Genomic DNA, 24,546 nt, shown 5'->3' with positions numbered 1-24,546 from the left:
TTCGAGAGCTGTCATTCTTGAGTGCATTCAATTTACACTAATGCACCTTTTTTGTCTGTCTTAGTCTCAACTCCAGTCATAAATCAGGAATACGCTGTAACTTATTCCCTCTTCCTTCTTCCTTCTTCCCTCTTCCTTCTTCCTTATTCCCTCTTCCTTCTTCCTTATTCCCTCTTCCTTCTTCCTTATTCCCTCTTCCTTCTTCCTTCTTCCTTCTTCCTTATTCCCTCTTCCCTCTTCCTTCTTCCCTCTTCCTTCTTCCTTCTTCCTTCTTCCTTCTTCCCTCTTCCTTCTTCCTTCTTCCCTCTTCCTTCTTCCTTCTTCCCTCTTCCTTCTTCCCTCTTCCTTCTTCCTTCTTCCCTCTTCCTTCTTCCTTCTTCCTTCTTCCCTCTTCCCTCTTCCCTCTTCCTTCTTCCTTCTTCCCTCTTCCTTCTTCCCTCTTCCTTCTTCCTTCTTCCTTCTTTAAGCTAAGGGTAATAAAATTTCAAATTGGGTGCCGCTGCCTAATTCCGATCGCATTCTGAATGCACCGCCGTGTTTGCCCCTAACTATTTGATAGCAAACTGCTAAACTCGTTTCTTTGAGGGCGCGTTTTTGGGTAGAGAATGATTCTATAACTTTTTTGTACTTGCTAGGTGACATTCCTGGCCCGTTATCTGCTATGCAAATCGAAACCCAGCGAACATGAAGTGTGTCTAAGTCGGTCGCAGGTTCGGGACAGCAGACTTGAGTTGTGATGGCAATTTGAGGCTGGCGATCGAAGTCTCTGACTCGTTCACCTTTAAACTCTTTCGCCAATTCTTGAGCCACTGCTTCGTTAATTAATGTATCAATAGCATTGGTCAAAATATTCATAAATACTTGGTTTAGCTGTCCTGCATAGCACGGCACTGGCGGCAGGTCGCCGTAGTTTTTTACTACTTGGATTTCCTTGGTCAAACGACTTTTGAGCAGCAAAACTATGCTGTCTATGTTGGCGTGCAAGTCGGTCGGTTTGGGATAAATATCGTCGATGTGGCAGAAGTTTTGCAAACTGGTTGCCAACTTGCTCAAACGTTCGGCTCCGGATTTGATGCTGGCAACAGTTCGCAGGAAATCGTTTTGCAAAAAGTCATAGTCTATCTCTTCCTTGAGCTGTGCTATTTCCGGCGGGGGGTCGGTACAGTGCGCCTCGTAAACTGAGAGCAACTCCATCAAGTTTTTGCTGTAGTCGCTGACGTAGGTTAAATTGCCCCAAATAAAGCCTACCGGATCTAAAATTTCGTGGGCTACTCCGTTGACTAAACGCCCTAAACTAGCCATTTTTTCGCTTTGAAGCATTTGAGTTTGAGCTCTTTCGTAGCGGACTTGAGTTTCTATGCCGCGAATTTGCCAGTAGGCGATGTTTAGCGCGTGAGGGTCTAAGAGCCGATAAGATTGAGAGTCGATTTGGACGACGATTGGTTCAGACTGCAATTGGCGCGAGCGACGCAGAGCTTTTGGAGCTGCAGTCAAAATGGTTGTAGTCTCTGCGAGCAATAATATTTCGACGCGAGCATAACTGTAGAGAACTTTCAGCGGCAGGTGCAAAAATAGCTCTGGGCCCTGGGGTTTGAGGAAATATTCCAGGAGTTGGCTGCGGGATATCATCCCAGCAAACTCTCCTGCTTCCAGCAAGACGACTCCCGGCACTAGGGGATGCTCTTCAAAAATTTCGGCAACTGCGATCGTCTTGCAGCTCGAATTAACCTGAAACTCATACAGAGGCAAATCCCAGAGGGTAGACTCTAGGGAAAGGTCTTGAGGGCTGCCTTCGGAGAGTGAAGGGCCAAGGAGTTGGGAACTGAATTTATTTGCCACTGGAACTTTTAGTTGCCGAAACGCTGGGAAAGTGAAATGATAGCGTACTACTAAGCTAGCCTATCATTTCACCGCAGGAGCGAGCCTGGAGACGCTTCTTGAGTTAATCATATTTTGTGAACTATGGGCAGGATAATTTCAAATTCGGTGTTCTTGCCTGGTTGCGATCGCAGTGAAAGTTGGCCGCCGTGCTTTTCAGTGACGATTTGATGGGAGATTGCCAGCCCCAGACCAGTGCCTTTGCCCGCAGGTTTAGTGGTAAAAAAGGTCTCAAATATCTGCTGCTGATTTTCTGGGGGAATGCCGGGCCCGTTATCGGCAATGCAAATTGCGACCCGCTTGCCGTCTTCGGTTTCTATGACTTTAGTGGTAATTTCGATTTGGGGGCGCCAGTTGTCCCGGGGCTGGGTTTGTATTTCTCGATCTGCTGCGTACTCTGTCAGGGCGTCTAGAGCATTAACTAACAAATTCAAAAACACCTGACTCAACTGACCGGAATAGCCGCTAACTAGCGGCAGTTCGCCGTAATTTTTTACCACTTCTATGCTGTTTTTAAAGCGGTTTTTCAGAATTAACAGCGTCATTTCCACACATTCGTGAATGTCTGTCTTCACTGGCTTTGTCTCGTCCATATGAGAGAAGTGGTGCAGCCCGTTAACTATTTTTAGCAATTGCGAGGCTGCCAGCTCCATCCCTTCTAAGGTGACTGGCAAATCTGTTTGTAAAAACTCAAAGTCAATTTGTTCTTTGACGGCATCTATTCGGGGACACGGTTCCGAATATTCTTCTTCATAAACCGACATGAGCTGAAGCAAGTCTTCAAAATAGGACAGCAGAAAAGTCAAATTTCCCCAAATACAGTTCAGCGGATTTCTGATTTCGTGAGCTACTTCTGCTACCATCCTCCCCAAACTCGCCATTTTTTCTGTTTGGATGACTTTTGCTTCAGTTTGTTTGTTGAGCAACTTATTTGTTAATTGGTGAATTCTTGATTGAGCGACGATTAATTGGTGTACATCTAACAGTTTGTAGGTCTGAGGTTCTACTTCCACTACTACAGGTTCATAAATTAATTCTGCTGCTCTCTCAAGCGTTTCCTGGGCGGCTTCTACTATTAATTTACTGCCGGGAAATACCAGCGGCTCGGGCTTGGAAAACTTGTACAATACCTCTATGGGTCGCTTGAAAAACATTTCTAATCCGTAGCGGCAGTTAACTTTTTCAAAAAATAGACGCCTGGATAGTATGCCGACAAAATTACCGCTATCTGTCAAAATGACCCCTGGCAGCAGGGAATTTTCTTCAAAAGCCAGGGCTACTTCTTTTGCCTGTTGAGTTAATTCAATTTGGCAGTTGTAGAGTGGCAGGTCTAGAAGAGTTGATTCTAAGGAGATGTTCCAAGTACAAATCTCAGGTATAGGCAACACTGATAAATCCGAGCTAGTCTCACGCACAGCAAACATAAATAAAACCCCTGTTATAATCTTGTATTGATGGATAACGTTAACCTACCTGACAGTCAAGGTCGTACCGTTAGACTGCCGGCTTCTTTTTCCCTCGAGGCAAGGGATTTTTTGAGTGACGTAGAAGTACCGCCACTTTCGTAATTCAATCCAATCTTTTTGATCGGGTTGGCTGAATTTTTGTCTGTCTCCAAGGACTCCCCACACTGACAGCAATGCCATCGGTCTGACAATTTTTTATGCCCTTTGTAGAGACAATTCCCACGTTGAAAAGTTCCCTTGGGGTCAACGAATACAACGGTTTTATCTAATTTACCAGCGACATATTTGATGACAGTATTAAATTGACCCTGAGCAGCATCAAGTATGGATTTATTCAAACCGCTCTTAGCTGCTTGACCCTTTGGTAAGTAAACTAAATTGCCGTCTTCAATATCACTGTTGACTGGGGAGTGTCTAGTCCAATTTTTAAGGCTCAAATCCTCTACCACCAAAACCCCACACTTATCAAATAACTTATGTGCGGTTTTGAACGGGAAATCCCGGCTTGCTCTAGCTACAAATTGAGGGAGCTTATAAATCTTGCCTTTAAGGATTTTCCCTGGCTTAGAACCTTTAACCCTGCTAGCTAACTTTGCTTGAAGTCTTGCCAACTTTTCAGCATATGCTCTCAAACATCTCGGGTTTTCGACTTGTTCTCCATTGGATAAATAAACGTCATTAGCAATTCCTAAGTCAATACCCATAATGTTTTCTGCGCTCGGGTGAATTTCTGCAACCGTTACAGGAACTCTTTGATATTCAATAGTTAAGGAAATATGCCATCCATGTGCTTCTGGGATAACCGTTCCAGTCTTAACCTTGAATCCTGTAGGTATTGGTCTATGGAATACCATTGGCACTTGACCTACTTTCCCTAGGTCGATACAAATCCTATTTGACTCATCTTTGATAATATTCAAATTATCTAGTTTAGGGTAAGTCAACGATTTGTAGTAATGGAAACCCTTAAATTTAGGCTTGGCTCTACGATTGCCATTTTTGTCGGGGGTCGTAAAGTTTGGAAAGGAAGTTTCCACAGGATTCACTACATCCTGCCCAACCTGGGCATCCAAGGTTTGGTAATCAGGAAATAGTCTTTTGGTGTTTTTCAAGTCGGGTAACTGTACAGTTGGCTCTTGGACGTAACCACCCTCAATGTTTGAGAAAACATCACCCTTTTTTCTTAAGTGATTACCAGAGCCATATTTTTTCCTACCTTGACTGGTTTGCAGTCGAGTTAGAGGAATATTCTTGTAGATTTCCTCTACTGAAACTCGATATGCAGTTAAAGGGCAGGCATTGAGGGGTGTTCGGCTGGATTCCCACCGTTTAAATCTCGCACCTAATCGATAGTTGTATTGCCGACGGCAAAGTTCGAGGTGAGTCATTATCGTCACCGCTTGATATTTAGTGGGTCTTAGTGTGTACTTATAGGTTAGTTGCATAAACTTCTTATTTTCGACCTAATTACAATATACTCTATTTCGTCACAGTGTGATGATTGTATTACTGTTTCAATTCCTAGAAAGTACATTGAGAATCAAGATGCTCCCGAAATATAATTGGAGGGCTTGGTACCTGGGACCGGCGCGCCTTTCATTTTTGAGCGGTGATTGATTGGGGGTACGGAGGCTTATAAGGCTTCCTTTGAGCGAAAGCAGCCAGGGTACAAGCCCCCGGATTCATTCGTGGAGCGAGAAAAAAGCTCCGAATCCCGATCGCGAGCCCCGGATTTATCAGTGGGGTCGCTTTCTTCAATTCTTTAATCTTTAATCTTTAATCTTTAATCTCAAATCGATTAACTCCCCTCTAAATACACGCCTTGGACGAACCAGCTTTGAGTTAAGTTGTTATTAATTGGTAACGGGTAATTGTTAGGGGTAGTTGCTAATTTGTTTAATTACAACAGCACCCGATGGAAAAACCCGATCGCACAAGCATTGTCTGCTAAAGATTTTGTTTGTCAATCAATGTTAAACGATGGAAGCTTTTGTGAAAGTTACAGAGCTTTGCTGTAAACTTTTTACCATGATATACCGGCTCGCGCGTGTTTTTCCAAAATCTTAAAAATTTATCAGGGATTGTTGTTATCTGTTATACTATTTTTCCTATTTTGGTAGGGAATTGGAGAACAGAACGCAGGTTATCAGTGAATATACGGGCATCCTTCGAGGGTTCGAGGGCCCGGATTGGCGATTGTGGAAGTGGCTTGAAGCCTCAACGGTCAAGACACGGGCCTGTTGCCAAAATCCGCATATTGTACAGCAGAAGGAAGTTCGGCAACGGATTGGCTTTCTGAGGATGTAGAGGATGTAACGGATGGAAGGCTTTAGTTATCGTCGCCAGAGAAGGAAGAAGCAATCGACTGCATGGGTTTGTGCAATTAAAAACCTGCTGGCGCGTCGGGCGCGGTTGCTATACCACTAAAAAGAAATTCACCTTTAGGCAACTTTCCCACCTCGACGACCGTCAGTTTTTGGCACTCTGCCATCTGCCATCTGCCATCTCAAATCCTCTTAGGGTTCCACCTCAGGCCAGAGGCGTTCTAGCTGATACCGCCAAGCGGCGAGATTGTTTTCGCGAGACTCTCGCCCTAGTTCCATTTCACCCATCAATCCCTCTGCGTAGAAACGGTCTAAAGTCTGAAGGGTAGTTTCGACAGACTGTCCCTGCATCTTCGCAGCTTTGATGATTTGACGGATGCGGCTTTCTATCAAACCGCTGAAAAAGTCTGACAAACCTCGCTCTTGCAAAGCCAGCAGTCTGGCGACGGCGGCCGAGAAATCGGAGGCGGCGAGTGTAGCCGTGCTGTGCTGAAATACTCCCCACAAAACGTTTTGATGTATGGCGTAGCGAGTTTCGAGGGTGGTGTCAAAGTTAGCTTCTAGCAGCTTATCAAAAAATGGTTGAGCTTCCTGGGCATCGCCGATCGGCAGCAAAATCCGCAGCCAAGTCCCGTCTTCTGAAAGGAGGACTAACAGGCGAAATTTCGAGGTTTCTACTTGCCAAGAAGTGGCTGCAGGGGTCTCAACACTGTCACCAAATAACTCTTTAAGGGTATTGCTAATTTCTTCGGGAGTCATGCGACTTTTAGATTTTAGGTTTGAGGTTTTAGATGTGAAATTGCAGGCTGGTGAGTTGGTTTCAAAGTTTGTAATCTTTACCAGTATCGCCTAGTGTCTACTCAATTTCAAATCTTAAATCTTAAATCTCCATTCAATTTAGTAAAAGTAGGGTACGCACGGATCGCACATTTCAACGCCGAGTGCGCAAGGATCACCTTACCCTATTGATGTTTACCAATATCGCTCAATCTAAAATCTCAAATCGATTTAGGGGAGCCAGCGGGGATGATAGCCGGCAAAGGGCAGTTCTTCTGGCTGTACTTTTGCGGGAGAACCGTCGGCGGGTATTTCTACTAAGGGTAGCAGCCAGAGGCGGCCCGTGGCGATCGACTGTCCGCCCGAGTTGCGGGGACTGTCTGCTGCTGAGGGATTTGCTGCTGTGACTGATTGGTCGAAAATTAATGCTAGCCCGTCGGGAGATAAACTGATTTGGGTATCTAATTGGTTGGGCAAAACCAGCAGCGGTTTGATGGTTCCTACCAAACGAGTCCCCTCTTTTTTGAGGTCGATGGCGGCGATAAAAGGCTGTTCTTTGTAACTTTCTGTTTGGAGGCGTTGGGCTAACAAACAGTAGAGACGCTGGACTTGGCTGTCTTTGTCTTTGCGGGGGTCGAAATAAACGGCGATAATGCTGCCGGGAATCCGCAATATTTCTTGTTCTGCACCTTGGTTATCTAAGATGAAAAGCGATCGAGTAAAGTCGCTGTTGTATTTAACGTAGGCGGCGGCGGAGTTGTCGCGGGCCATGCCCAATACTTGTTCGTATTTTGGCAAAAATTCTACAGGGTCTGCTTCGGGTTTGAGGGGGACGATCGCTAATCCTTGTTTTTGAGATATTACCATCGATTTGCTGTCGGGGCGAATCATAAAATCTCCGCCTTGTTCATTTTCCAAGGGTCTGGGCGCTTGTTTTTCTTCCACAATCCAAGGACTGAAATCGCCGGGATTGCGGCGGTTGACGCGCTGGATAATTATGATTTTTCCGTCTGCTGAGAGGTCAAATTTGAGGTTTTGGTAATCTTTGGAGTCTAAGATTTTGTCGATTCTACCTGCTGGGTGCTTTTGTTGGGGTTCCGATCCCGATTGGGGGTTGAGGCCGGTGGTGACTGTGAATAGTTCTTGATTTAGGGTGCCGCGAGTACGGGCGATCGATCTATCTGTGGCTGAGAATAAAATGCGATCGCTGTCGGGATAAGGTTTAAAATCCGTTACTACTAAATCTTTGGGAGTCAGCGGTATCGGTTTCGATTCGCTGCTGGTGAGATTGACTAGCATTAATCTGCCTTCTGTTTCGCCTTCGACGCCGATGTAAGCAAAAGCTCGATCGCGGCTGCGAAAGGAACTGCTAAACGGTTGCATTGGCGTGCCTTTATTTTGGTTGTTATCTCCGAAATACTTGTCCGTTGCTCCGGCGAGTTTTACTGTGTAGGTAACGCCGTAGGGTGCTGGATCTTTGAGAGTGTAAGCCATGCGCCTTCCCGCCCAACTAAATTTACCGGGGAGGGGGGGTTCTAGTTTTAAGTTTTCCTCGACGCTGGACTGGTTCATCGGTCGAAAGAAGGTGAGGATAAAGCCGGTATCTTCGGCGCCGATTTGTTTGTTTTCCCAGGTAAATGCTCGCACTCTGGGTGCTGTGCGATCGCCGCTGTGCAGCAGCAGTCCGATTAAGACGCTCAGCACTAGCATGAGGACGATCGCCATGCGGTCGATCGGCTGTTTCAATGGTAAAATATCGAAGGATGAAAGATTAATTTTTTTGTTAAAAATACTCACAAATCTGTCTCTCCTAATTCTGGGTCACAACTCACTGCCAACTTTCAATTTAATTCTAAATTGAATATTTCTTAGGCTAACTATCAAATGCCGATCTTGTTTTTTTCCTTAAGTGACTTCCTTTTCTTATAATCCTTTGTAATGACATATCCACTAGCTCCTTTTTGTTTACTGAAATAGTGAATTTATCGGTATCATATCCGCCGCTGATAATTTATCGAGCGGTAGACCACCCCCCAAAGCATATCTACATAAAATTATAGCTGCTAGCACCCCTACCAACAATGCTGTTAGCTGAATATCCTGCCAAAAACAACTGAGTTTTTCTCGCCACAAGCCGTAACTAATTACTACATAAGTAGGAATGTCACTGACGGCTACAGCCATCAAAGCACCTAAATTACCTTTTAAATGATATCCCAGAGGTATACCTATACATAAATTCACCAAAGTCAGCAGATTGCCCATAGCTGGGTACTGAGACTTTCCTAAGGCTAATAGGCAAGAACCCATAAGATTGTGGAGGGTCCGGTGCCAAATTCCTAATGCCAAGATTGGTATCATCCAAGAGTATTTCACATATTCCTCCCCGTAAAATATTAACATTAGCTGGTCTGCCCAACTTACAAAAATTGCTAAAGCTATTGCGAATGGTATCAGAATTAGGTTACGGTTTTTGAGAATCTTAGGGCGCAATTCCTCGCTAGGCCAGTCTGCTGCTAGCATTGAAATGGATGGAATAATCACCTTGCGGCCTATGCCCATGAACGCGTGGCGCGGCATATCACTCAGCCTAAAAGCGACGCCATAGAGTCCCAGGAGTCTCCAATCAAATAGTTTGCCTAGAATTAGCCTATCGGCTTGAGAATATAGAAAGAATAAAGCACTCGACAAAAATATCCATTTCCCATAAGAAAATATTTCTTTAGCTGCTTCTCGATCCCAACCAAAGTGGTTTGATTTGCCGGGAATCAAAAAATGGCTCCAAACTAACTGCATTAAAGCTCCTGTCAAGTTGCCTGCAATGATTGCCCAGATGCTGCGATCGAACCAGATCCAGACAATCATCACTGTAGTAGAAACAATCTGTATGCCCAACTCAAAAATTACTACTTTCTTCACTGCCATTTTGCGTTCTAGGCTGGATGTAGCAGTTGAGTTGAACCCTCCTATTATGGTATTTATACCGAGCGCTGGAATTAACCACAGGAGACCGGGTTCTTTATAAAAACTAGCAACGGGCAACGTGACTAAAATTACACACAACCCAATAAAAAAGCTGCGAATAACTTGCATTGTCCAAGCGGTGTTGAGAAATTCCGGATTTTCTCCACGCTGGTTCTGAATGATACTTAGCTTCAGACCTATGTCTGAGAAGGCATTGACGACTGCGATCAAAAGGTAGGGTAGGCTGACTAGCTTAAATAGTTCTGGACCAAGCAGGCGCGCCACAGTTAGGTGACTGCCAAAAGTGATGCCGTCGCCCGCAATCGTCCAGAATATGCCTTTGATAGCTAGTCTTTTTACGGATGACATATACTCCTAATTTATTTTATAATTACAAGTGTACTTGCTGAATTTGGTATTGGCAACTCCTATAAATGGTACAAGTTTCCGACAGGAGTTGTGAACCCCAAAATTTTATACCCTAGTTCAATATCCCAGATTCATCTGTGGAGTAAATCTCAAATCTCAACTCCACTGGCGACCTACTTAAAACCCTTTTAGGAATCCTTGACGATTGGTATGTTGGAACTATTCTTAACCGCTGACAGTGTATACGGCGATTCCGGTTCGGGATATAACTTAGAATATTTGCTATCGTAATGCCTGACCTCAAAATAGTTTAAGTTTGACGGGTGAGGCTTATATATTGAGAAACATTCCCAAAGACAAAAAGTGGCTGCACTATCTCAACGCTCGACCTTCACTACTTGATTTTTGAATCCGCGACCTGATTTTATCTACTGCTTCATCTGCTTTCTTGACAAATAGTAAAATGCAGAATGAGGATTATTGCTAAACTCAGCAAATTTTACACCTTCTATGTTTACAGTAGATAGCTGATTCCACGATAGCTGCTGAGCTTTGGTCAAATCTATATAATCTCTTAGGGGCTTGATACATTTCAAAACGGTTTGGGTCAAGAATAGTATTCTCATACTTGCTTTGTCGGTTAAAATTTTCTAATTTTTATAGAATGAAAGCATCGTCGAAAACAATGTCATCTTCTCTGAATAAAAACCTGTCAATTTTTTATACTGTTTCGACAAATTATTCTTGAAGTCTAAACTCTACAAACATGGGGTCGCAATCAGGGCTTTCTTGTATCTGAATGCACTTAATTTGATATTCAGGTAATTACGCTGTAACGTGCCTGTTCCGTAGAGTTGGGCTCGCAATCCTCAGGTTGCCACGAGCAAAAATCGTCAACAGTCCATCTATCGTGTTCCTGAGTCTCTCTATTTTTGCTGCGGCTTTTTGTGGATTTTTAGATTTTTCAACTGATGTAATGTGTGCTACAGCCGCGCCAACTTTTTGGCATTTTTTTCCGGCTGTTCATTTTCTTTGAATAAATTTATGATGCGACCTCTTTGATGGTAAAACATCATTTTAGTATGCCTCGTAGCCGCGCGAGATATTTCTCGCAATAGCCCTATGTGTAAAAAAATAAATTGCCATACTTTGATTCTAATATTTTCTGACGGCATAACAGACAATCTCCTTTTTGTTTACTGAAACAGTTGATTGATTGGGATTAAATCCATCGGTGATATTTTATCAATTGGCAGACCCAAACCAAAAGTCACTCTACACCAAATTAGAGTGACCAGCACCCCTAAAAACAGCCCTGTTAATTGAATATCCTGCCAAAAAGAAGTTAGTCCTTCTCGCCACAAACCGTAGTTAGTTACTACATAGGTAGGAAGGTCGCCGAGAGCTACAGCAATCACGGCACCTAAATTACCTTTTAAGTGGTATGCCAGCGGTATACTTATACATAGATTCACAAAAGTCAGCAGATTGCCCATAGCTTGGTACTGAGACTTTCCTACGGCTAACAGACAAGAACCCATCATACTGTAGAGGGTGGTGTGCCAGATACCTAAAGCCAAGATAGGCATCATCCAAGAGGCCGCCGCATACTCTTTTCTGTACAGTGCTAAAATTAACTGATCTCCGAAACTCACAAAAATTGCTAAACCTACGGCTAAGGGTATTAGAATTAGCTTGCGGTTATTGAGTATCTTGGCGCGCAACTCCTCCCGCGGCAACTCTGCCAGCAGAGAAATCGAGGGAAAAATCACCCTGGCGCTAATGGCGATGATTACTTGGCGCGGCATATCGCCGAGAGTAAAAGCGATGCCGTAAATGCCCAACATTGTTAAAGTAAATATTTTCCCGAGGATGAGTCTATCGGCTTGAGAACACAAGAAAAACAAAGCCGTAGACAAAAATATCCATTTACCATAAGAAAATATTTCTTTAGCTGCTTCTTTATCCCAAGCAAAACGGTTTGACTTGCCGGGAATCAAAAAATGGCTCCATACTAACTCGACTAAACTATTAGTAAAGCCGCCGACGACGATCGCCCAGATGCTGGGATCGAACCAGGCCCAGACAATCATCACTGTAGTAGAAACAATCTGTAAGCCCAACTCAAAAATTACTACTTTCTTGACTGCCATCTGTCGGTTGAGGCTGGATATAGCAGTCGAGTTGAACCCGGCTAGTAGGGAATTTATACCTATTATTGGAATCAACCACAGGAGACGATCATCTCCATAAAAACTAGCAATAGGCTTGGTAATTATAATCAAACAAATCCAAATGAAAATGCTGCGAATAACTTGCAGTGTCCAAGCGGTGTTGAGAAATTGACGCTCTTCCCCGCGCTTATTCTGGATGATGCTTGGACCGAGACCTATGTCTGAGAATAAGTTGATCCCTATGATGAAAACGTAGGCTAGACCTACCAGACCAAATAGTTCTGGCAAAAGCAGACGCGTCAGGATTAGGTTGCTGGCAAATCGGATAATTTGACTGCTTCCATAGCTGAGGATCGTCCAGGCTGCACCTTTGATAGCTAATGTTTTTCCGGATGACATATACTTATAGTTTATTTACTAATGACGAGTGTAGTTGCTGAATTTACTTTTGGCAACTCCTACAGGATGCTGTTGCAACTTTTATAGCTGACTGTACAGTATCTTAATTTGTATAGGTCGGACGGGTCTGGAGTGTCCATCTCGCAATCAGAAAGGTAAAATTTAATCTCATACTTACTCCACGTCTAATAATCATAAGGGTTTTTTGGTTCTGGAATTGGTTTGAGAGAGGATGCTTGAATGATTAATTTGCGCTTGCCTTGCAGTTCTTCTACGATCGTTTCTCCTTCTATTTCTAGCCAACTGTCTGGGGCAAAGGCGGCGCGGCTTTGACCGATCGGTAATTTTACCGGCAACCCGATGGGATAGGCATCGGCCGCGCAGCAGGTAATGATAAAACGCCCGATCCAGATATATTGTTCTGCTATGTTGGGGGGGTGAATTACAAATCCTTGAACTTTGACTTTTTGACCTTTGTATGTATCGGGTTCTGGATTGAAATTTAACAATCGCACCCATTCGATGAGCGATCGGTGTTCGGGTTTTGTAGTATTGCGAAATTCTTGCGGTTGCAATCGGGTGATTGGCAGGGATTCGGTGAGGCCTCGTTCTAATGCTGTCTGGCTGGTAAATGTGCGTGGCGTTGTTACTAAACCTATTAATGCGACGCTCAACATTAAGCTGCTGCCGATACTGGGGGGAAATAAAGTAACGTGTTCAACTTCTGTGATTCTGAGAGAGTTATTTGCTGGTGATGTCCGCGATTGCTTTGTGGTGCGATCGACTTTTAAGAGTTCCCAAGTTTTTAACCCGCCAATCACGATTAAGCCGATTCCTCCCGCTAGAGTCAAGCCAAAGTAATTGGGGTGAATGAGAATGCTTAATTTACCGGTGATCCAATATTTGAGGAGCAATACTCCCCACGCTAAGATAGCTAGGGCGTCCAGCCAGGGGCTAATTTTTTTAAGAGTCATTTTTTAAGAGTCATTGATAATTGGGAATTGAGACGTTGAAGGAATAAAAAACGCAGAAGAAAAGGGAATAACTAAGAACGAAGAGGTAAAAAACAGCTATCCGTATATCTGTGACTTCCGTGTCGTGAATCAAGGTAATTGAAAAGCAAGCGAAAAGCGAAAAGGGTATTAGTTGTCTGTTCGAGCTAAGTTATTAACCTAAATGCAAGTTGGCAGCGAGGGCCATTAAAAAGGTTAACTGAGCTGCCAAGACGATTAAGTAAACTACGGCTCGACCTTTAAAAATTGACAGCATTAAACCGATGCCTTTGAGGTCAATCATCGGGCCGAAAACGAGAAATGCTAACAGCGAGCCGCTGGTAAATGTGGAAGCAAAAGACAGGGCAAAAAAGGCATCTACTGTAGAACAAATCGATACGACTGCTGCTAATAGCAGCATGGCTAGAATCGAGGAAACGGGGCCTTGGCCGAGGTTGAGAATTAGTTCGCGGGGTGCGCCAACTTGAATGATGGCTGCGATCGCACTTCCAATTACCAACACTCCTCCCAATTCGCGCAACTCCTGTACCATAGTATCTAAAACCAGGCGCAGACGCTCTTTAGAAACGCGGTGGAACATGGAGGAACGTTTCGAGGTTTTTTCTGTTTTGCCTGTGTTTAATCGCTTCCAGTCGTCTTTTAGCAAAGATTCGATCGGCACCGCCCCCCCCGGCTGACCGAGCATAAATGTTCCCGACTGCAACAGCAACTGAGAGTTGGCTTGGACGAGATCTTTTTCGGAAAACTCTGGTTTTGGCAGGGGGATCGCGCGGGCTACAGAGGGTTGCAGCAGAGGCCGCAAGTCTTTTTGGGCGCTGAACACCCAGCCGATAATTGTGGCTATAGACAGAGAAAATACCACCCGCAAAACTACAATTTCTGGCTGATCGCGAAATGCCGTCCAAGTCGCCCAAATTACCACGGGGTTGATTGTGGGGGCCGCAAGCAAAAAGCCGATCGCGGCTGGTGCCGGCACTCCCTGCATCAGTAACCTGCGGGCTACGGGCACGTTACCGCACTCGCACACGGGAAACAAAAAGCCGATCGAACTGCCCATCAAAGCCCCCAGCAGGGGGTTTCGCGGGATGCGGGATACGAGTTTGCGTTCGTCTACAAACCCCAGCAGCAAACCTGAGAATAAAACTCCCAGCAGCAGAAAAGGTATTGCTTCTACTAACAAGCTGAGAAACAGGGTGAAAGCATTATTTAACTGATTTGTCAGGGCGGGTTGCATCCATCACCTACTGGTAAATTACTGTGCTATCTTGGGCATACCTCTTGTCAATAATAGCTCATGACAGCGCTAAGTTAAGATTCCGTTAAAAAATCGCTCTCTGTCCAATTCTTGCTTGAATTAAGGAATTGTGTAAATAATACCGACTCAATACCAATTTCAATTAGTGTTAAAAATAGGTTATTTTTTTTAAATCCGGTTAACTCGCAGCAACAGTCGGGAACTAATTGTTAATACCAAAAACTCAATCTCAAATAAAATCAGCCCTAATTGCCTGGGCGCATCTATCTTGCTTATACTTTATATTTCTTAGAGAACCCATTTGACATCTTTTAGCCATATTCTAGCCCACATTCCGCACCCCCCAAGGAGCAGCGTACACGGGTTGAGTGGCTGAAAGTGAATCATCTGAGACAATAATGAGTAATACATACTCAAGAAGCTCGGTAACTCTGCATCACCCAGTTGTCCATTCGGGAAAATAGACATTCGAGTACCAGTTACATCTGATGCTGGTTAAAATTGCGATCGGTCACAAACCAAGTTTATTACCTCGCAGTAACACGCTCAAGCACCAAAATGCGTTAATTGCCATCACTAGCGGTAGCCAATCATCACCAAAATAGTGTAAGCTCGCGATCGCTAGCCACGCTCTCGCTCAGCATTCAGCAGCCCATGCAAAAAGCATCTGAACTGTTATGGCATCGGATGCTGCTCGAGAGCGTGGAGCTTCTAATTAAGACTTCCCAAATAGGCATCAAGAATCATCAATCGATCGGGTACAGAACATGGAAATCAAACAAGTTAGCCGTCCTGTTGTTGACAAAGTCGCAGTTATTGGTGGTGGGCTTGGAGGTTTGGCAACGGCGATCGCCCTACGAAAACAAGGCATTGATGCCCATGTCTATGAACGAGCCAAAGAATTTCGCCCAGTGGGAGCGGGTTTGGCTCTATTTTCTAACGGCTTAAACTCCCTTGATGCCATCTCTGCTGGTATCGTCGAGAATCTCAAACGCGCCAGCTCCCAACTAAATCAGAGTGTTTTCACAAAACATACAGGAGAGACAATCACACAAAGCACAGCTACCCACCAGGAGAAATACGGGTAGCCAGCGTTGCTTTTTTGGTGGTGGCGCTTGCAGCAAGTCTTGGCCTGTGAACTCCCCCCGGAAGCGATCCACTTGGGTTATCGCTGCATCGGCTTTGAACAAGATGAGAACGGGGTGACAGCCTATTTTGATGGGGATAAATCAGTACGGGCAGACATGCTCATTGGTGCAGATGGGATTAACTCCCCAGTGCGAAAAACCCTGATCGGTGATGGGGCACCTCGTTATTTGGGCAGTATGTCTTGGCGGGCAGTGATCGAATATAACCACGAACTGCTCAATCCCAATGAACTGATTTTTATGAAGGGAGAGCAAAAATTAATTTACTTCTTCGATGTGGGTGGCGGCTATAGATGTTGGACGGTACGGGGGTTGATGCCAAAACCTGCTGTGCATGAGAGTGCAGCAGAAATCAAGTCTCGCATCGTCGATCAATTTTCCGGCTGGTGGGAACCGCTCAGGGGGCTCGTGGGAGCTACCGATCCGGAGCAGATTGTATTTTCGCCTATCTGCGATCGCCTGCCTTTGAAGAGTTGGAGCCAAGGACGGGTGACACTTCTAGGGGATGCGGCCCATCCAATGTCCCCTTCGCTGGCACATGGAGCTAATAGCACTTTTGAAGATGCCTACGAACTGGCTCAATGTCTTTCCCAGTCGTCCAGCATCGCAGAAGCCTTGACCACCTATGAGAAGCGACGCATCCCGCGTACCCAAGTGCTCCAAGCCCGAAGTGCTTTGGCCGAGCAGCGCTTCTATGTAACGGACACAGGAACACAATACCCAGAAAAAGCGGCGCGAGAACGGGTCGCTTTGGAAGAGTTTCAGAATTGGGCTTATGGGTATGACCCAAATAGTGAATCGCGTTTGAAACCCTGGATGGAAATATCAGCAACATAATCATTAGACATCTCCTAAAAATAAGGTCAAAGGCAGACAGGATGCCTGCCCTACAATAGTTTTTGGAGATGTTTATTCGACAAGCCTTAACACGACTGTTCGAGCTTTTTTCCGCGCCGCGAAAGTTGAAAGCGCCCGCTCTCGCTACGATCTCATTCACTTAAAAGTTTTCTAAGCGGCGCAATTGTTACCAAAAGAAGCAGATCCGAAACTAGATATTCCACATCCTGACCCCAAAAAATCTCCATTTCCAGATTGTTAGGTTGGGTTAAAGACAGGTTTATAGAACCCATTTGACATCTTTGAGCGCTCACATCAGCCGATCGCGGCTGGTGCGGGCACTCCCTGCATCAGTAACCTGCGGGCTACGGGTACGTTACCGCACTCGCACACGGGAAACAAAAAGCCGATCGAACTGCCCATCAAAGCCCCCAGCAGCGGGTTTCGCGGGATGCGGGATACGAGGCAGGCGTTCGTCTACAAACCCCAGCAGCAAACCTGAGAATAAAACTCCCAGCAGCAGAAAAGGTATTGCCTCTACTAACAAGCTGAGAAACAGGGTAAAAGCATTGTTTAACTGATCCGTTAGGGCGGGTTGCACCGATCGCCTACTGGTAAATGTCTATCTAGTTACACGTCTTTGGCAGAGCCCCTGTCGAGCGTACCAAAGCACAGCGCTAAGTTAAGATTCAGTGGAAACTTTTTTACTGCAATCGTCTATCTTATACCAATCATTAAAAGTCGCCGCTCCCGGTAAGGACGCGATGCCTGGCTGTTTCCCTACGGATATCGCGTAGAATATATACGTATTCCTACTTTTTACCCGTGGCATATAATTAATTCAAAAATAATTAATAGCTTGTTTTTGTGGGAATTTGTAGAAGTTCTAATTTAATCACTGTTGAGAATTTTAATTATTTGAAGTTGTTAAATTACTTGGAATTAAGCTCAAGATTTTTACCCGCTCTCCAATCCGGTGGTGTCGGAATTGAGATTACCGACAGTCAGGACACGGCGCGGTGCCGTTTCCCGAAAATTAATCGGGCGATGGTTACATCTTTCATCGAGGAAGATTGATTATTTTGAGGTAGGGAAAGGGCACGGTGCGGTGTCCCGAGTTGCCTTCAGTCCGAGAGAATTTTATGAGGAGTAAACTCCTGACTACAAAGCTATGGTGATATCGCCTCCAATGCCGTAGCGGGCGATCCGGGCCCGACGCCCCGCGACACTCGCGGGGCTAAAACTCAGGGACGCGCAGCCAGCGGTACATTCGACGGCGAGGCGGGATCGACCCAATTTGTGCTTTTAACTTGTCTCCTGAGGGGGTGCATCGCGCGATCGGGCAATTCCTATTTGCCTCTATTGTCACTTAATTATCTTTTTCAGCTATGTAATTTTATTAACAATAGGTTAAGACGAGAACTCAAGATTAATTAATAGTTAAATAATCAAACCAAGCGTTAATACTCCTCAAGTTAGTATAAAATAAAGTTAGGTATAATTACCAGGGGTATTTATCTCAGCGATACTGAATCTTGCCTAATACTTTAAGTGGTAAAATCCTTTTTACGACCGTCAGTTTTTTGTGTAATTTAAAAGGCAGTTTGCCAGGGGGATGCCGGTCAAAGCACTCAGCAACTCACCGGCTGACCTTTGGTAGCTGAATGTCTGCTGGCAAATAGAACCCCAAAAAAGCGTGCTGATAAATTTATGTTAAATACCTCCTGCGTAGAAAGACCAGTCCCAGCCACGTCCCAGGCTGCCATCGGAGAACTTTGTTTAGACTCTACTCTCCAAGAATTGTCGCTTTACGATTTTCAGGTAGAAGCTATGGATTTGGGAATGCAAATTTCCCAAATGTTAGAAGCTAATCCGCTGTTACCAGGAGTCATTGTGACCCATCAAGGTGAATTTGCGGGTATGATTTCTCGGCGGAGATTTTTAGAATTTATCAGCCGTCCTTATGGGCGAGAATTATTTTTAAAGCGACCTGTGAAGGCTTTGTACCGCTTTGCCGAAACTGAGAGTTTAATTTTTTCCAGCAATACTTTAATTGTGGATGCAGCGAGGAAGTCGCTGTTGCGATCGAAAGAACTGCTGTACGAGCCGATTGTCGTTCAATTGTCGCCTCAAACTTATAGTTTGCTAGACGTGCACGAACTGTTAGTAGCCCAATCCAACATTCACGAACTAGCGACAAAATTGCTGAGGCAGCAAACTCAATCTCAACTAATTCAAACCGAAAAACTAGCGAGTTTGGGACAGATGGTAGCTGGAGTCGCCCACGAAATTAGAAATCCCGTTACCTGCATCAGGGGAAATATCGGCTTTTTGTCCAACTACTCGAAAGACATCATGGATTTGCTGTCTGCTTACGAACAGATTGTCGGTGACAGCGAAAAAATTGACGAACTTAAAAAAGACATAGAATTTGATTTTTTGCAAGAAGATTGGGTGGAAATTCTCAAAAGTATGAAAGTTTCCTCAGAGAGGCTGGCCGAACTCGTCACCAGCCTGCACACCTTCTCTCACATGGACGAAACCCACTTGAAAGAAGCGAACATCCACGAATGTATTGACAGTACGCTGCTAATTATGAAAAACCGTCTCAAATACGGGTTTAAAGTAGTTAAAAGCTATGGTGATTTGCCTTTAGTCAAGTGTTACTCTGGTCAGTTGAGCCAGGTATTTATGAATATCATCAGCAATGCGATCGACGCTTTGGAAGAGGCAAAAGGAGAAAAAGCTTTTGTGCCTGCGATTACTATTGAGACTGAGGTAATAGACAGTTCTGACGGAGACTGCGTGAATTCGGAATTAATTCAAAATTATGTTAGGGGCGATCGACAAAATTCAAAACAGCTATCCTCCGCCAGCCAAAACGGCGACTTCAGCCTAGAAGCAGCGAAAAACAATCAAAATAACGCTTGGATAGCCATCAGAATCTCTGATAACGGGCCGGGAATTCCGCCCGAAATTCAGCGGCGAATTTTTGATACATTTTTCACCACTAAACCAGCGGGAAAAGGTACCGGTTTGGGGTTGGCAATTACCCATCAAATTGTTACGGAAAAGCATGCGGGCAAGTTAAATTTGCATTCTACGCCCGGTACGGGTACTGAATTTGAAATTTTGTTGCCATTGATTTGAAGCAATAAGTCATATCAAATCTGTTAGCATCGGAATTATTCCTATCTCTCTTCTCTGCATCTGCGTGAATCAGCGTCAATCCCTTGTCATCTGCGGTTAATAAATTCTCTTTTTTTAACCGCCGATGAGGGCAGATTAACACAGATTAACGCAGATTAATTAGAGCGAGTCCGGTTGCACTATCGGTGATTGGTGACTGTTGATTGATGACTAATGACTCTTTTTAAGCTCTTAGCTGAACTGGCATCACCAAGAATGTAGCATTGACTCCACCCAAAGGCTGGAAAATTACGGGGGCTAAAGCACCGTTTAATTGCAGTTGAATTTCTGGGGATTGAGCCGTTTTTAAGATATCAATCAGATATTTTACGTTGAAAGCAATATCTATGCTGTCTCCCGAAATTTGTGCGGGCATTGACTCTTTGCCACAGCCGACATCTTTAGCGTCTACAGACAAAGTAATTTCCTGATTCTCCTCGTCGATGCTACATTTGAGAATATTATTTTTTTGGTCTGCAAAAACGGCAATTCTTTCTACTGCTGCTAAGAGCGATCGCCTTTCTAAGGTAATTTGCCGCTCAAAAGACGGCGGAATCAACTGCCGATAGGCGGGATATTGCCCTTCCAAGGTGCGAGTTGTCAGTCGCTGGTCGGCCCATTCAAACACTACTTGACCATGTTCAAAATGCAAGGTGACAGGTTCAGTCCACTGTCGCATCACCAGCATTCTTTCTACTTCCCGCAATGCTTTAGCGGGAACTGTCACTTCAAATTCTTCCTCGGTTTCTTCCCCTTGGCCTTTTTCATTTGCAGTTTGAACTACTGCCAATCTGTGGCCGTCTGTAGCTGCAAATTCCAGACAATCTTGCAATACCTTTAAATGCACGCCTGCAAGTACCTGTTTTGCTTCGTCGGGGCTAGTAGCAAATAAAGTTCCTTTGAGTCCTTCTATCAAGGCTTCGGGTGGCAATTTGAGGATTGTTCCGGCTTCGATTGCGGGCAATTCGGGGTATTCTTCCGGGCCCATGCCTCTAACTTGGTAGCTGCCAGAACTGCACGTGAGATATGCTACTGTGTCCCCCGCTTCGTCTTCTAAAGTAATCTCTCCATCTGGGAGTCTCGAAACAATATCGTTGAGTAATTTGGCGGGTATGGTAAAACTGCCGCCGCCAGTCACTTCTGCTGCAAAGCTGGTACGAATGCCCAAACTGAGATCGAAAGCTGTCAAGCTAACCCGCTGATTTTCCTCATCCGCTACTAAGAGCACGTTGGCTAGTACCGGATGTGTCGGGCGGGAGGGAACGGCCCGACTTACCAACGAGAGGTTGGCGTTGAGGTCACTTTGGCTGCAAACCAATTTCATGGGTGGAAGGTTTATTAACCGGATTTGAAACAGAAACAAATGGTATCACAGAAAGCCTGCGGGTCGGTTTTTCTATGTCTGGGCTCCTCTGATGGGCGCTTATTCCCGGTTTCTACGCAAAATTTGGTCTGTAAAAATGAGCAATCTTCCTAGAAACCCGGTTTATGAGCTCAGCGCGCGTCGCGAACTATCTGTTTCGGGTGCGAAGCGATCGCCTATTTTTTTATTTTATAGAAGTATTTTTGGGCGATCGCCCTGTGGAAACTGTGGAAAAAAAAGTTAACTGCTTGCTGGGCGTCAGTTTTCGCTAGGAATTACCTGTGGAAAACTTGTGGAAAAGCGGGTGCGGTCGATCGCCCGTCGGTTTGGGTGCAAAAACTATTTTGAGCGATCGAGTAAAGTTTTCCACAAACTCCGGGCAAATTTTCCACAGGTTTTTCCACAGGCAATATCGAGGGTGGGAGTGCCAAAGTCATAAACCCGGTTTCTCGCAAGAAATCTGATATTTGGTCGCGAGGAATTCAGGAAGAAACCGGGTTGATAGCTTCCCATGGGTCCAAGGCCCAAGGGCGGGCGATCAACTTTTGCGGCTGACAACGTTAATTCGATCGCTCAACTGACGCAAAGTTTGGGCCAAATTCGGGTCAGTGTTCCGCAACTGAGCAATTTTGTCACAACTGTAAAGCACGGTGGTGTGGTCTTTTCCGCCGAACACTTCGCCAACTTTCGGCAAACTCAAACCAGTATGCTGCCGAATTAAATACATCCCTATTTGACGGGCGAGACTAATTTCTCGCCTGCGGGAAATGCCTTTCAAATCTTCAACAGAAACATCAAACGCCTCTGCCACAACTGCAATTACTGCATCGGGAGTTGCCTCTACGCTTTCTGTTTGCGGGTTCAAAACCGGGGTGATATTCTCCACGGTCATCGGCAAGCCGGTAATTGAAAGATATGCTACCGCCCGAATCAAGGCACCTTCTAATTCCCGAACGTTGGAAGTGTAACTAGAAGCAATGTATTCAATGACATCTCGCGGCAACCGCATTTTTTCATACTCAGCTTTTTTTTGCAAAATTGCCATCCGAGTTTCTAAGTCGGGCAATTGAATGTCTGCAATTAATCCCATCGAAAATCTGGAGCACAAACGCTCTTGCAGGCGGGGGATTTGCTGTGGCGGACGGTCGGAAGCTAAAACTACTTGGTTTCCGGATTCGTGCAAAGTATTAAAAGTGTGAAAAAATTCTTCTTGAGTGTATTCTTTGCCTTCAATAAATTGGATATCATCTATTAATAAAACATCGGCATCCCGATAATGGTCGCGGAAAGTTTGCATACTGTCTTTGCGAATTGCGGCGATTAAATCGTTAGTAAATTTCTCAGTAGAAACGTAAAAAATCTTGGCGTTGGGGTCAATTTCCAAGCGATAATGACCGATCGCCTGCATCAAATGAGTTTTGCCCAAACCAACGCCACCGCACAAAAATAGGGGATTGAATTCTCGGCCAGGAGACTCGGCTACCGCCAGGGAGGCCGCGTGAGCCATGCGGTTGTTAGAACCGACGACAAAGCGGGAAAATAGGTATTTGGGGTTTAAATTGGCGGGTTTGGGGGGGTGAAGCGAGTGGCTTTCCGGGACATCGGCGGCGATGGGGGACGGCCAAATCATGGCGGAGTCACTGCTGCCGCCTGTTTCGTTTCCTCCGGCAATTGTCAAGTAAATGTCTACGGGATAGCCGAGAATTTCTTCGACTGCATCGGCAATGGTTTTGACGTAATATTTTTGCAACCAATTGCGAGCAAAGGGGTTGGGGGTGCTGACGATCAAACAGTTATTTTCGAGTTGTTCGGCCCTGGCAGTTTTGATCCACGTCTCAAAGCTAGGTCTGCTCAGTTGTAACTGGAGACGTTCAAGTATCTGATTCCACAGACTTTCGAGGGGAATGTCCACTGCTCACCTCTGCCGATCGGCATTCAAGATATTAATTCTACAGTCTAGAGAGTTTAGTTCTCAGATGCTAAAGTTTAAGGGAGTCTGCCGTAGCTTGCGGGGCGGGACGCCATCGCCCAAAAATTTGGCGGCTCTGCAGCCCTGCGCCAGGTATCGGGGATCGGCTCGGCAAATATTTAGATTTGGCAGGAAAGCCTAAAAACGTCGCCATGAAGAGTTCTACTGGCAAATTTTGGAAGCAACCGGCAATTTACATATTGCTGCTGGTAACGGGAGCCGGGGCCGCTATGTTGGGCGATCGTCTGACGGTTTCTCAATTTCGTGCAAATTCTGGCGAGTCGGGACAAAGGGCCCTGGAACCGAAATTGCAACTGCCTCCTAATAGAAAGGATCGAGTTAGCAAAGTCTTGCCGCCGGCTTCCTTGTCGGGCGACGCGGCTAATGTGAATTTTATTGTGGCTGCTGTGGCAAAAGTTGGCCCGGCAGTGGTTCGGATCGATGCTTCGCGCCGGGTGAAACCGGGAAATAGAGGGCTGTCGCCGGAAGATTTTTTGGGCATAGAACCGAATTCGGGCGGCCGGGGCGGGATCGAACGGGGCACTGGTTCGGGTTTTGTCATCGGTGCCGACGGCGTGATTCTCACTAACGCTCACGTTGTAGAGGGAGCCGATACGGTAAATGTAACTCTCAAGGACGGCCGCAGCTTTCAGGGGCAGGTGTTGGGGGCGGATAAGGTGACGGATGTGGCTGTGGTGAAGATTGAGGCGAATAATGTGCCTGTGGTGGCGATCGGCAATTCGGATAAGCTGTTGTCTGGGGAATGGGCGATCGCCATCGGCAATCCTTTGGGTTTGGACAATTCCGTAACTGCGGGGATTATTAGCGCTACGGGGCGATCGAGCTCTGATGTGGGCGTACCCGACAAGCGGATCGGTTTTATTCAAACAGACGCTGCAATTAATCCGGGGAATTCCGGCGGTCCGCTGCTGAATGCTTCGGGCGAAGTTATTGGCATGAATACGGCAATTATTCAAGGTGCTCAAGGATTGGGGTTTGCGATTCCCATTCAGGCGGCCCAACAGGTGGCGAAGGAACTGATTTCGACGGGGAAAGTCGAACACGCTTATTTAGGCATTGAAATGGCGACGCTGACTCCGGAGGTTAAGCAGCAAATTAACAGCAATGCTAACAGCAGCCTGCGAGTTGCAGTCGATCGGGGTGTGGCTATTGTTAGCGTTGTTCCTAATTCTCCCGCAGCAGCAGCAGGTTTGCGGGCTGGAGATGTGATTCAAAAAATTAATAATCAGCCGATTATTCAGTCGGAAGCTGTTCAGGAGTTCGTGCAAAATGCTAAGGTTGGCGGTCTGTTGCAAATGGAAATTAACCGCAACGGGCAAATAGTTAATTTGACTGTTAAACCTGGGAGTTTGCCGATTCAAAAAGTTCGATAAGAAGGAAGAAGGAAGAAGGAAGAAGGA

The 24,546-nt window shown here is 45.4% G+C and carries 17 protein-coding genes and 2 pseudogenes; 6 read left to right on the top strand and 13 right to left on the bottom strand.

Going from position 1 to position 24,546, the window contains the following annotated elements:
• Positions 1–51: 51 nt before the first annotated feature.
• Positions 52–471, top strand: coding sequence for a hypothetical protein (locus QUB56_RS15845; RefSeq protein WP_332956332.1), 420 nt, complete (start codon positions 52–54; stop codon positions 469–471).
• Here the strand turns inward: QUB56_RS15845 and QUB56_RS15840 are convergent.
• From QUB56_RS15840 to QUB56_RS15800, 9 genes are all read right to left on the bottom strand, one after another.
• A complete protein-coding gene (locus QUB56_RS15840; RefSeq protein WP_332956331.1) occupies positions 463–1,839 on the bottom strand; it encodes an ATP-binding protein in 1,377 nt (458 codons plus the stop codon). The two genes, QUB56_RS15845 and QUB56_RS15840, sit on opposite strands and share 9 nt — an antisense overlap.
• Positions 1,840–1,946: 107 nt before the next feature.
• On the bottom strand, positions 1,947–3,302 hold the full coding sequence (locus QUB56_RS15835; RefSeq protein WP_332956328.1) for an ATP-binding protein: 1,356 nt from the start codon (positions 3,300–3,302) through the stop codon (positions 1,947–1,949).
• A 56-nt stretch (positions 3,303–3,358) separates the two neighbouring features.
• Positions 3,359–4,789 carry a transposase gene (locus QUB56_RS15830; RefSeq protein ID WP_332956325.1) on the bottom strand — a complete coding sequence of 477 codons (1,431 nt, stop codon included), beginning with the start codon at positions 4,787–4,789 and terminating at the stop codon, positions 3,359–3,361.
• A 1,071-nt stretch (positions 4,790–5,860) separates the two neighbouring features.
• On the bottom strand, positions 5,861–6,427 hold the full coding sequence (locus QUB56_RS15825; protein WP_332956323.1) for a hypothetical protein: 567 nt from the start codon (positions 6,425–6,427) through the stop codon (positions 5,861–5,863).
• 249 nt (positions 6,428–6,676) lie between these two features.
• On the bottom strand, positions 6,677–8,242 hold the full coding sequence (locus tag QUB56_RS15820; protein WP_332956322.1) for a hypothetical protein: 1,566 nt from the start codon (positions 8,240–8,242) through the stop codon (positions 6,677–6,679).
• Between the two features lie 168 nt (positions 8,243–8,410).
• Positions 8,411–9,778 (bottom strand): oligosaccharide flippase family protein, encoded by a 1,368-nt coding sequence (locus QUB56_RS15815; protein ID WP_332956321.1) that lies wholly within the window; start codon positions 9,776–9,778, stop codon positions 8,411–8,413.
• Positions 9,779–10,974: 1,196 nt separating this feature from the next.
• The gene (locus QUB56_RS15810; protein ID WP_332956319.1) at positions 10,975–12,351 is read right to left on the bottom strand and encodes an oligosaccharide flippase family protein; all 1,377 of its coding nucleotides are present in this window, start codon (positions 12,349–12,351) and stop codon (positions 10,975–10,977) included.
• Positions 12,352–12,536: 185 nt separating this feature from the next.
• Positions 12,537–13,325, bottom strand: coding sequence for a TIGR03943 family putative permease subunit (locus QUB56_RS15805; RefSeq protein WP_332956318.1), 789 nt, complete (start codon positions 13,323–13,325; stop codon positions 12,537–12,539).
• A 193-nt stretch (positions 13,326–13,518) separates the two neighbouring features.
• A complete protein-coding gene (locus tag QUB56_RS15800) occupies positions 13,519–14,598 on the bottom strand; it encodes a permease (RefSeq protein ID WP_332956317.1) in 1,080 nt (359 codons plus the stop codon).
• 788 nt (positions 14,599–15,386) lie between these two features.
• Here QUB56_RS15800 and QUB56_RS15795 point away from each other — a divergent pair.
• Positions 15,387–15,899 (top strand): annotated as a pseudogene (locus QUB56_RS15795) (FAD-dependent oxidoreductase); the annotation flags it as partial.
• A 45-nt stretch (positions 15,900–15,944) separates the two neighbouring features.
• Complete coding sequence (locus tag QUB56_RS15790; RefSeq protein WP_332956338.1) at positions 15,945–16,604, top strand: FAD-dependent monooxygenase; 660 nt, start codon at positions 15,945–15,947, stop codon at positions 16,602–16,604.
• A 318-nt stretch (positions 16,605–16,922) separates the two neighbouring features.
• Here QUB56_RS15790 and QUB56_RS15785 read toward each other — a convergent pair.
• A pseudogene (locus tag QUB56_RS15785) lies at positions 16,923–17,205 on the bottom strand (permease); the annotation flags it as partial.
• A 1,109-nt stretch (positions 17,206–18,314) separates the two neighbouring features.
• Between QUB56_RS15785 and QUB56_RS15780 the strand changes: the two are divergent.
• Positions 18,315–19,754, top strand: a complete 1,440-nt coding sequence (locus tag QUB56_RS15780) for an ATP-binding protein (RefSeq protein WP_332956316.1) — start codon at positions 18,315–18,317, stop codon at positions 19,752–19,754.
• A gap of 223 nt (positions 19,755–19,977) precedes the next feature.
• On the opposite strand, the gene dnaN is transcribed toward QUB56_RS15780, so the two are convergent.
• Positions 19,978–21,117 (bottom strand): DNA polymerase III subunit beta, encoded by a 1,140-nt coding sequence (gene dnaN / locus QUB56_RS15775; protein ID WP_332956315.1) that lies wholly within the window; start codon positions 21,115–21,117, stop codon positions 19,978–19,980.
• A gap of 164 nt (positions 21,118–21,281) precedes the next feature.
• On the opposite strand from dnaN, the gene QUB56_RS15770 reads away from it, so the two are divergent.
• Positions 21,282–21,428: a hypothetical protein gene (locus QUB56_RS15770; protein ID WP_332956314.1), complete on the top strand. Its 147-nt coding sequence runs from the start codon at positions 21,282–21,284 to the stop codon at positions 21,426–21,428.
• A gap of 3 nt (positions 21,429–21,431) precedes the next feature.
• Here the strand turns inward: QUB56_RS15770 and QUB56_RS15765 are convergent, their stop codons facing one another.
• Positions 21,432–21,593, bottom strand: a complete 162-nt coding sequence (locus QUB56_RS15765; RefSeq protein ID WP_332956311.1) for a hypothetical protein — start codon at positions 21,591–21,593, stop codon at positions 21,432–21,434.
• Between the two features lie 101 nt (positions 21,594–21,694).
• On the bottom strand, positions 21,695–23,068 hold the full coding sequence (gene dnaA, locus QUB56_RS15760; RefSeq protein WP_332956309.1) for a chromosomal replication initiator protein DnaA: 1,374 nt from the start codon (positions 23,066–23,068) through the stop codon (positions 21,695–21,697).
• Between the two features lie 209 nt (positions 23,069–23,277).
• Here dnaA and QUB56_RS15755 point away from each other — a divergent pair, with 209 nt between their 5' ends.
• Positions 23,278–24,519, top strand: coding sequence for an HhoA/HhoB/HtrA family serine endopeptidase (locus QUB56_RS15755; protein WP_332956308.1), 1,242 nt, complete (start codon positions 23,278–23,280; stop codon positions 24,517–24,519).
• Positions 24,520–24,546 lie beyond the last annotated feature (27 nt).

The organism is Microcoleus sp. AR_TQ3_B6 (assembly GCF_036702785.1).
Classification (GTDB): Bacteria; Cyanobacteriota; Cyanobacteriia; order Cyanobacteriales; family Microcoleaceae; genus Microcoleus.
Note: the sequence above shows the minus strand (reverse complement) of the source record. Positions and strands in the feature narration are given on the sequence as shown.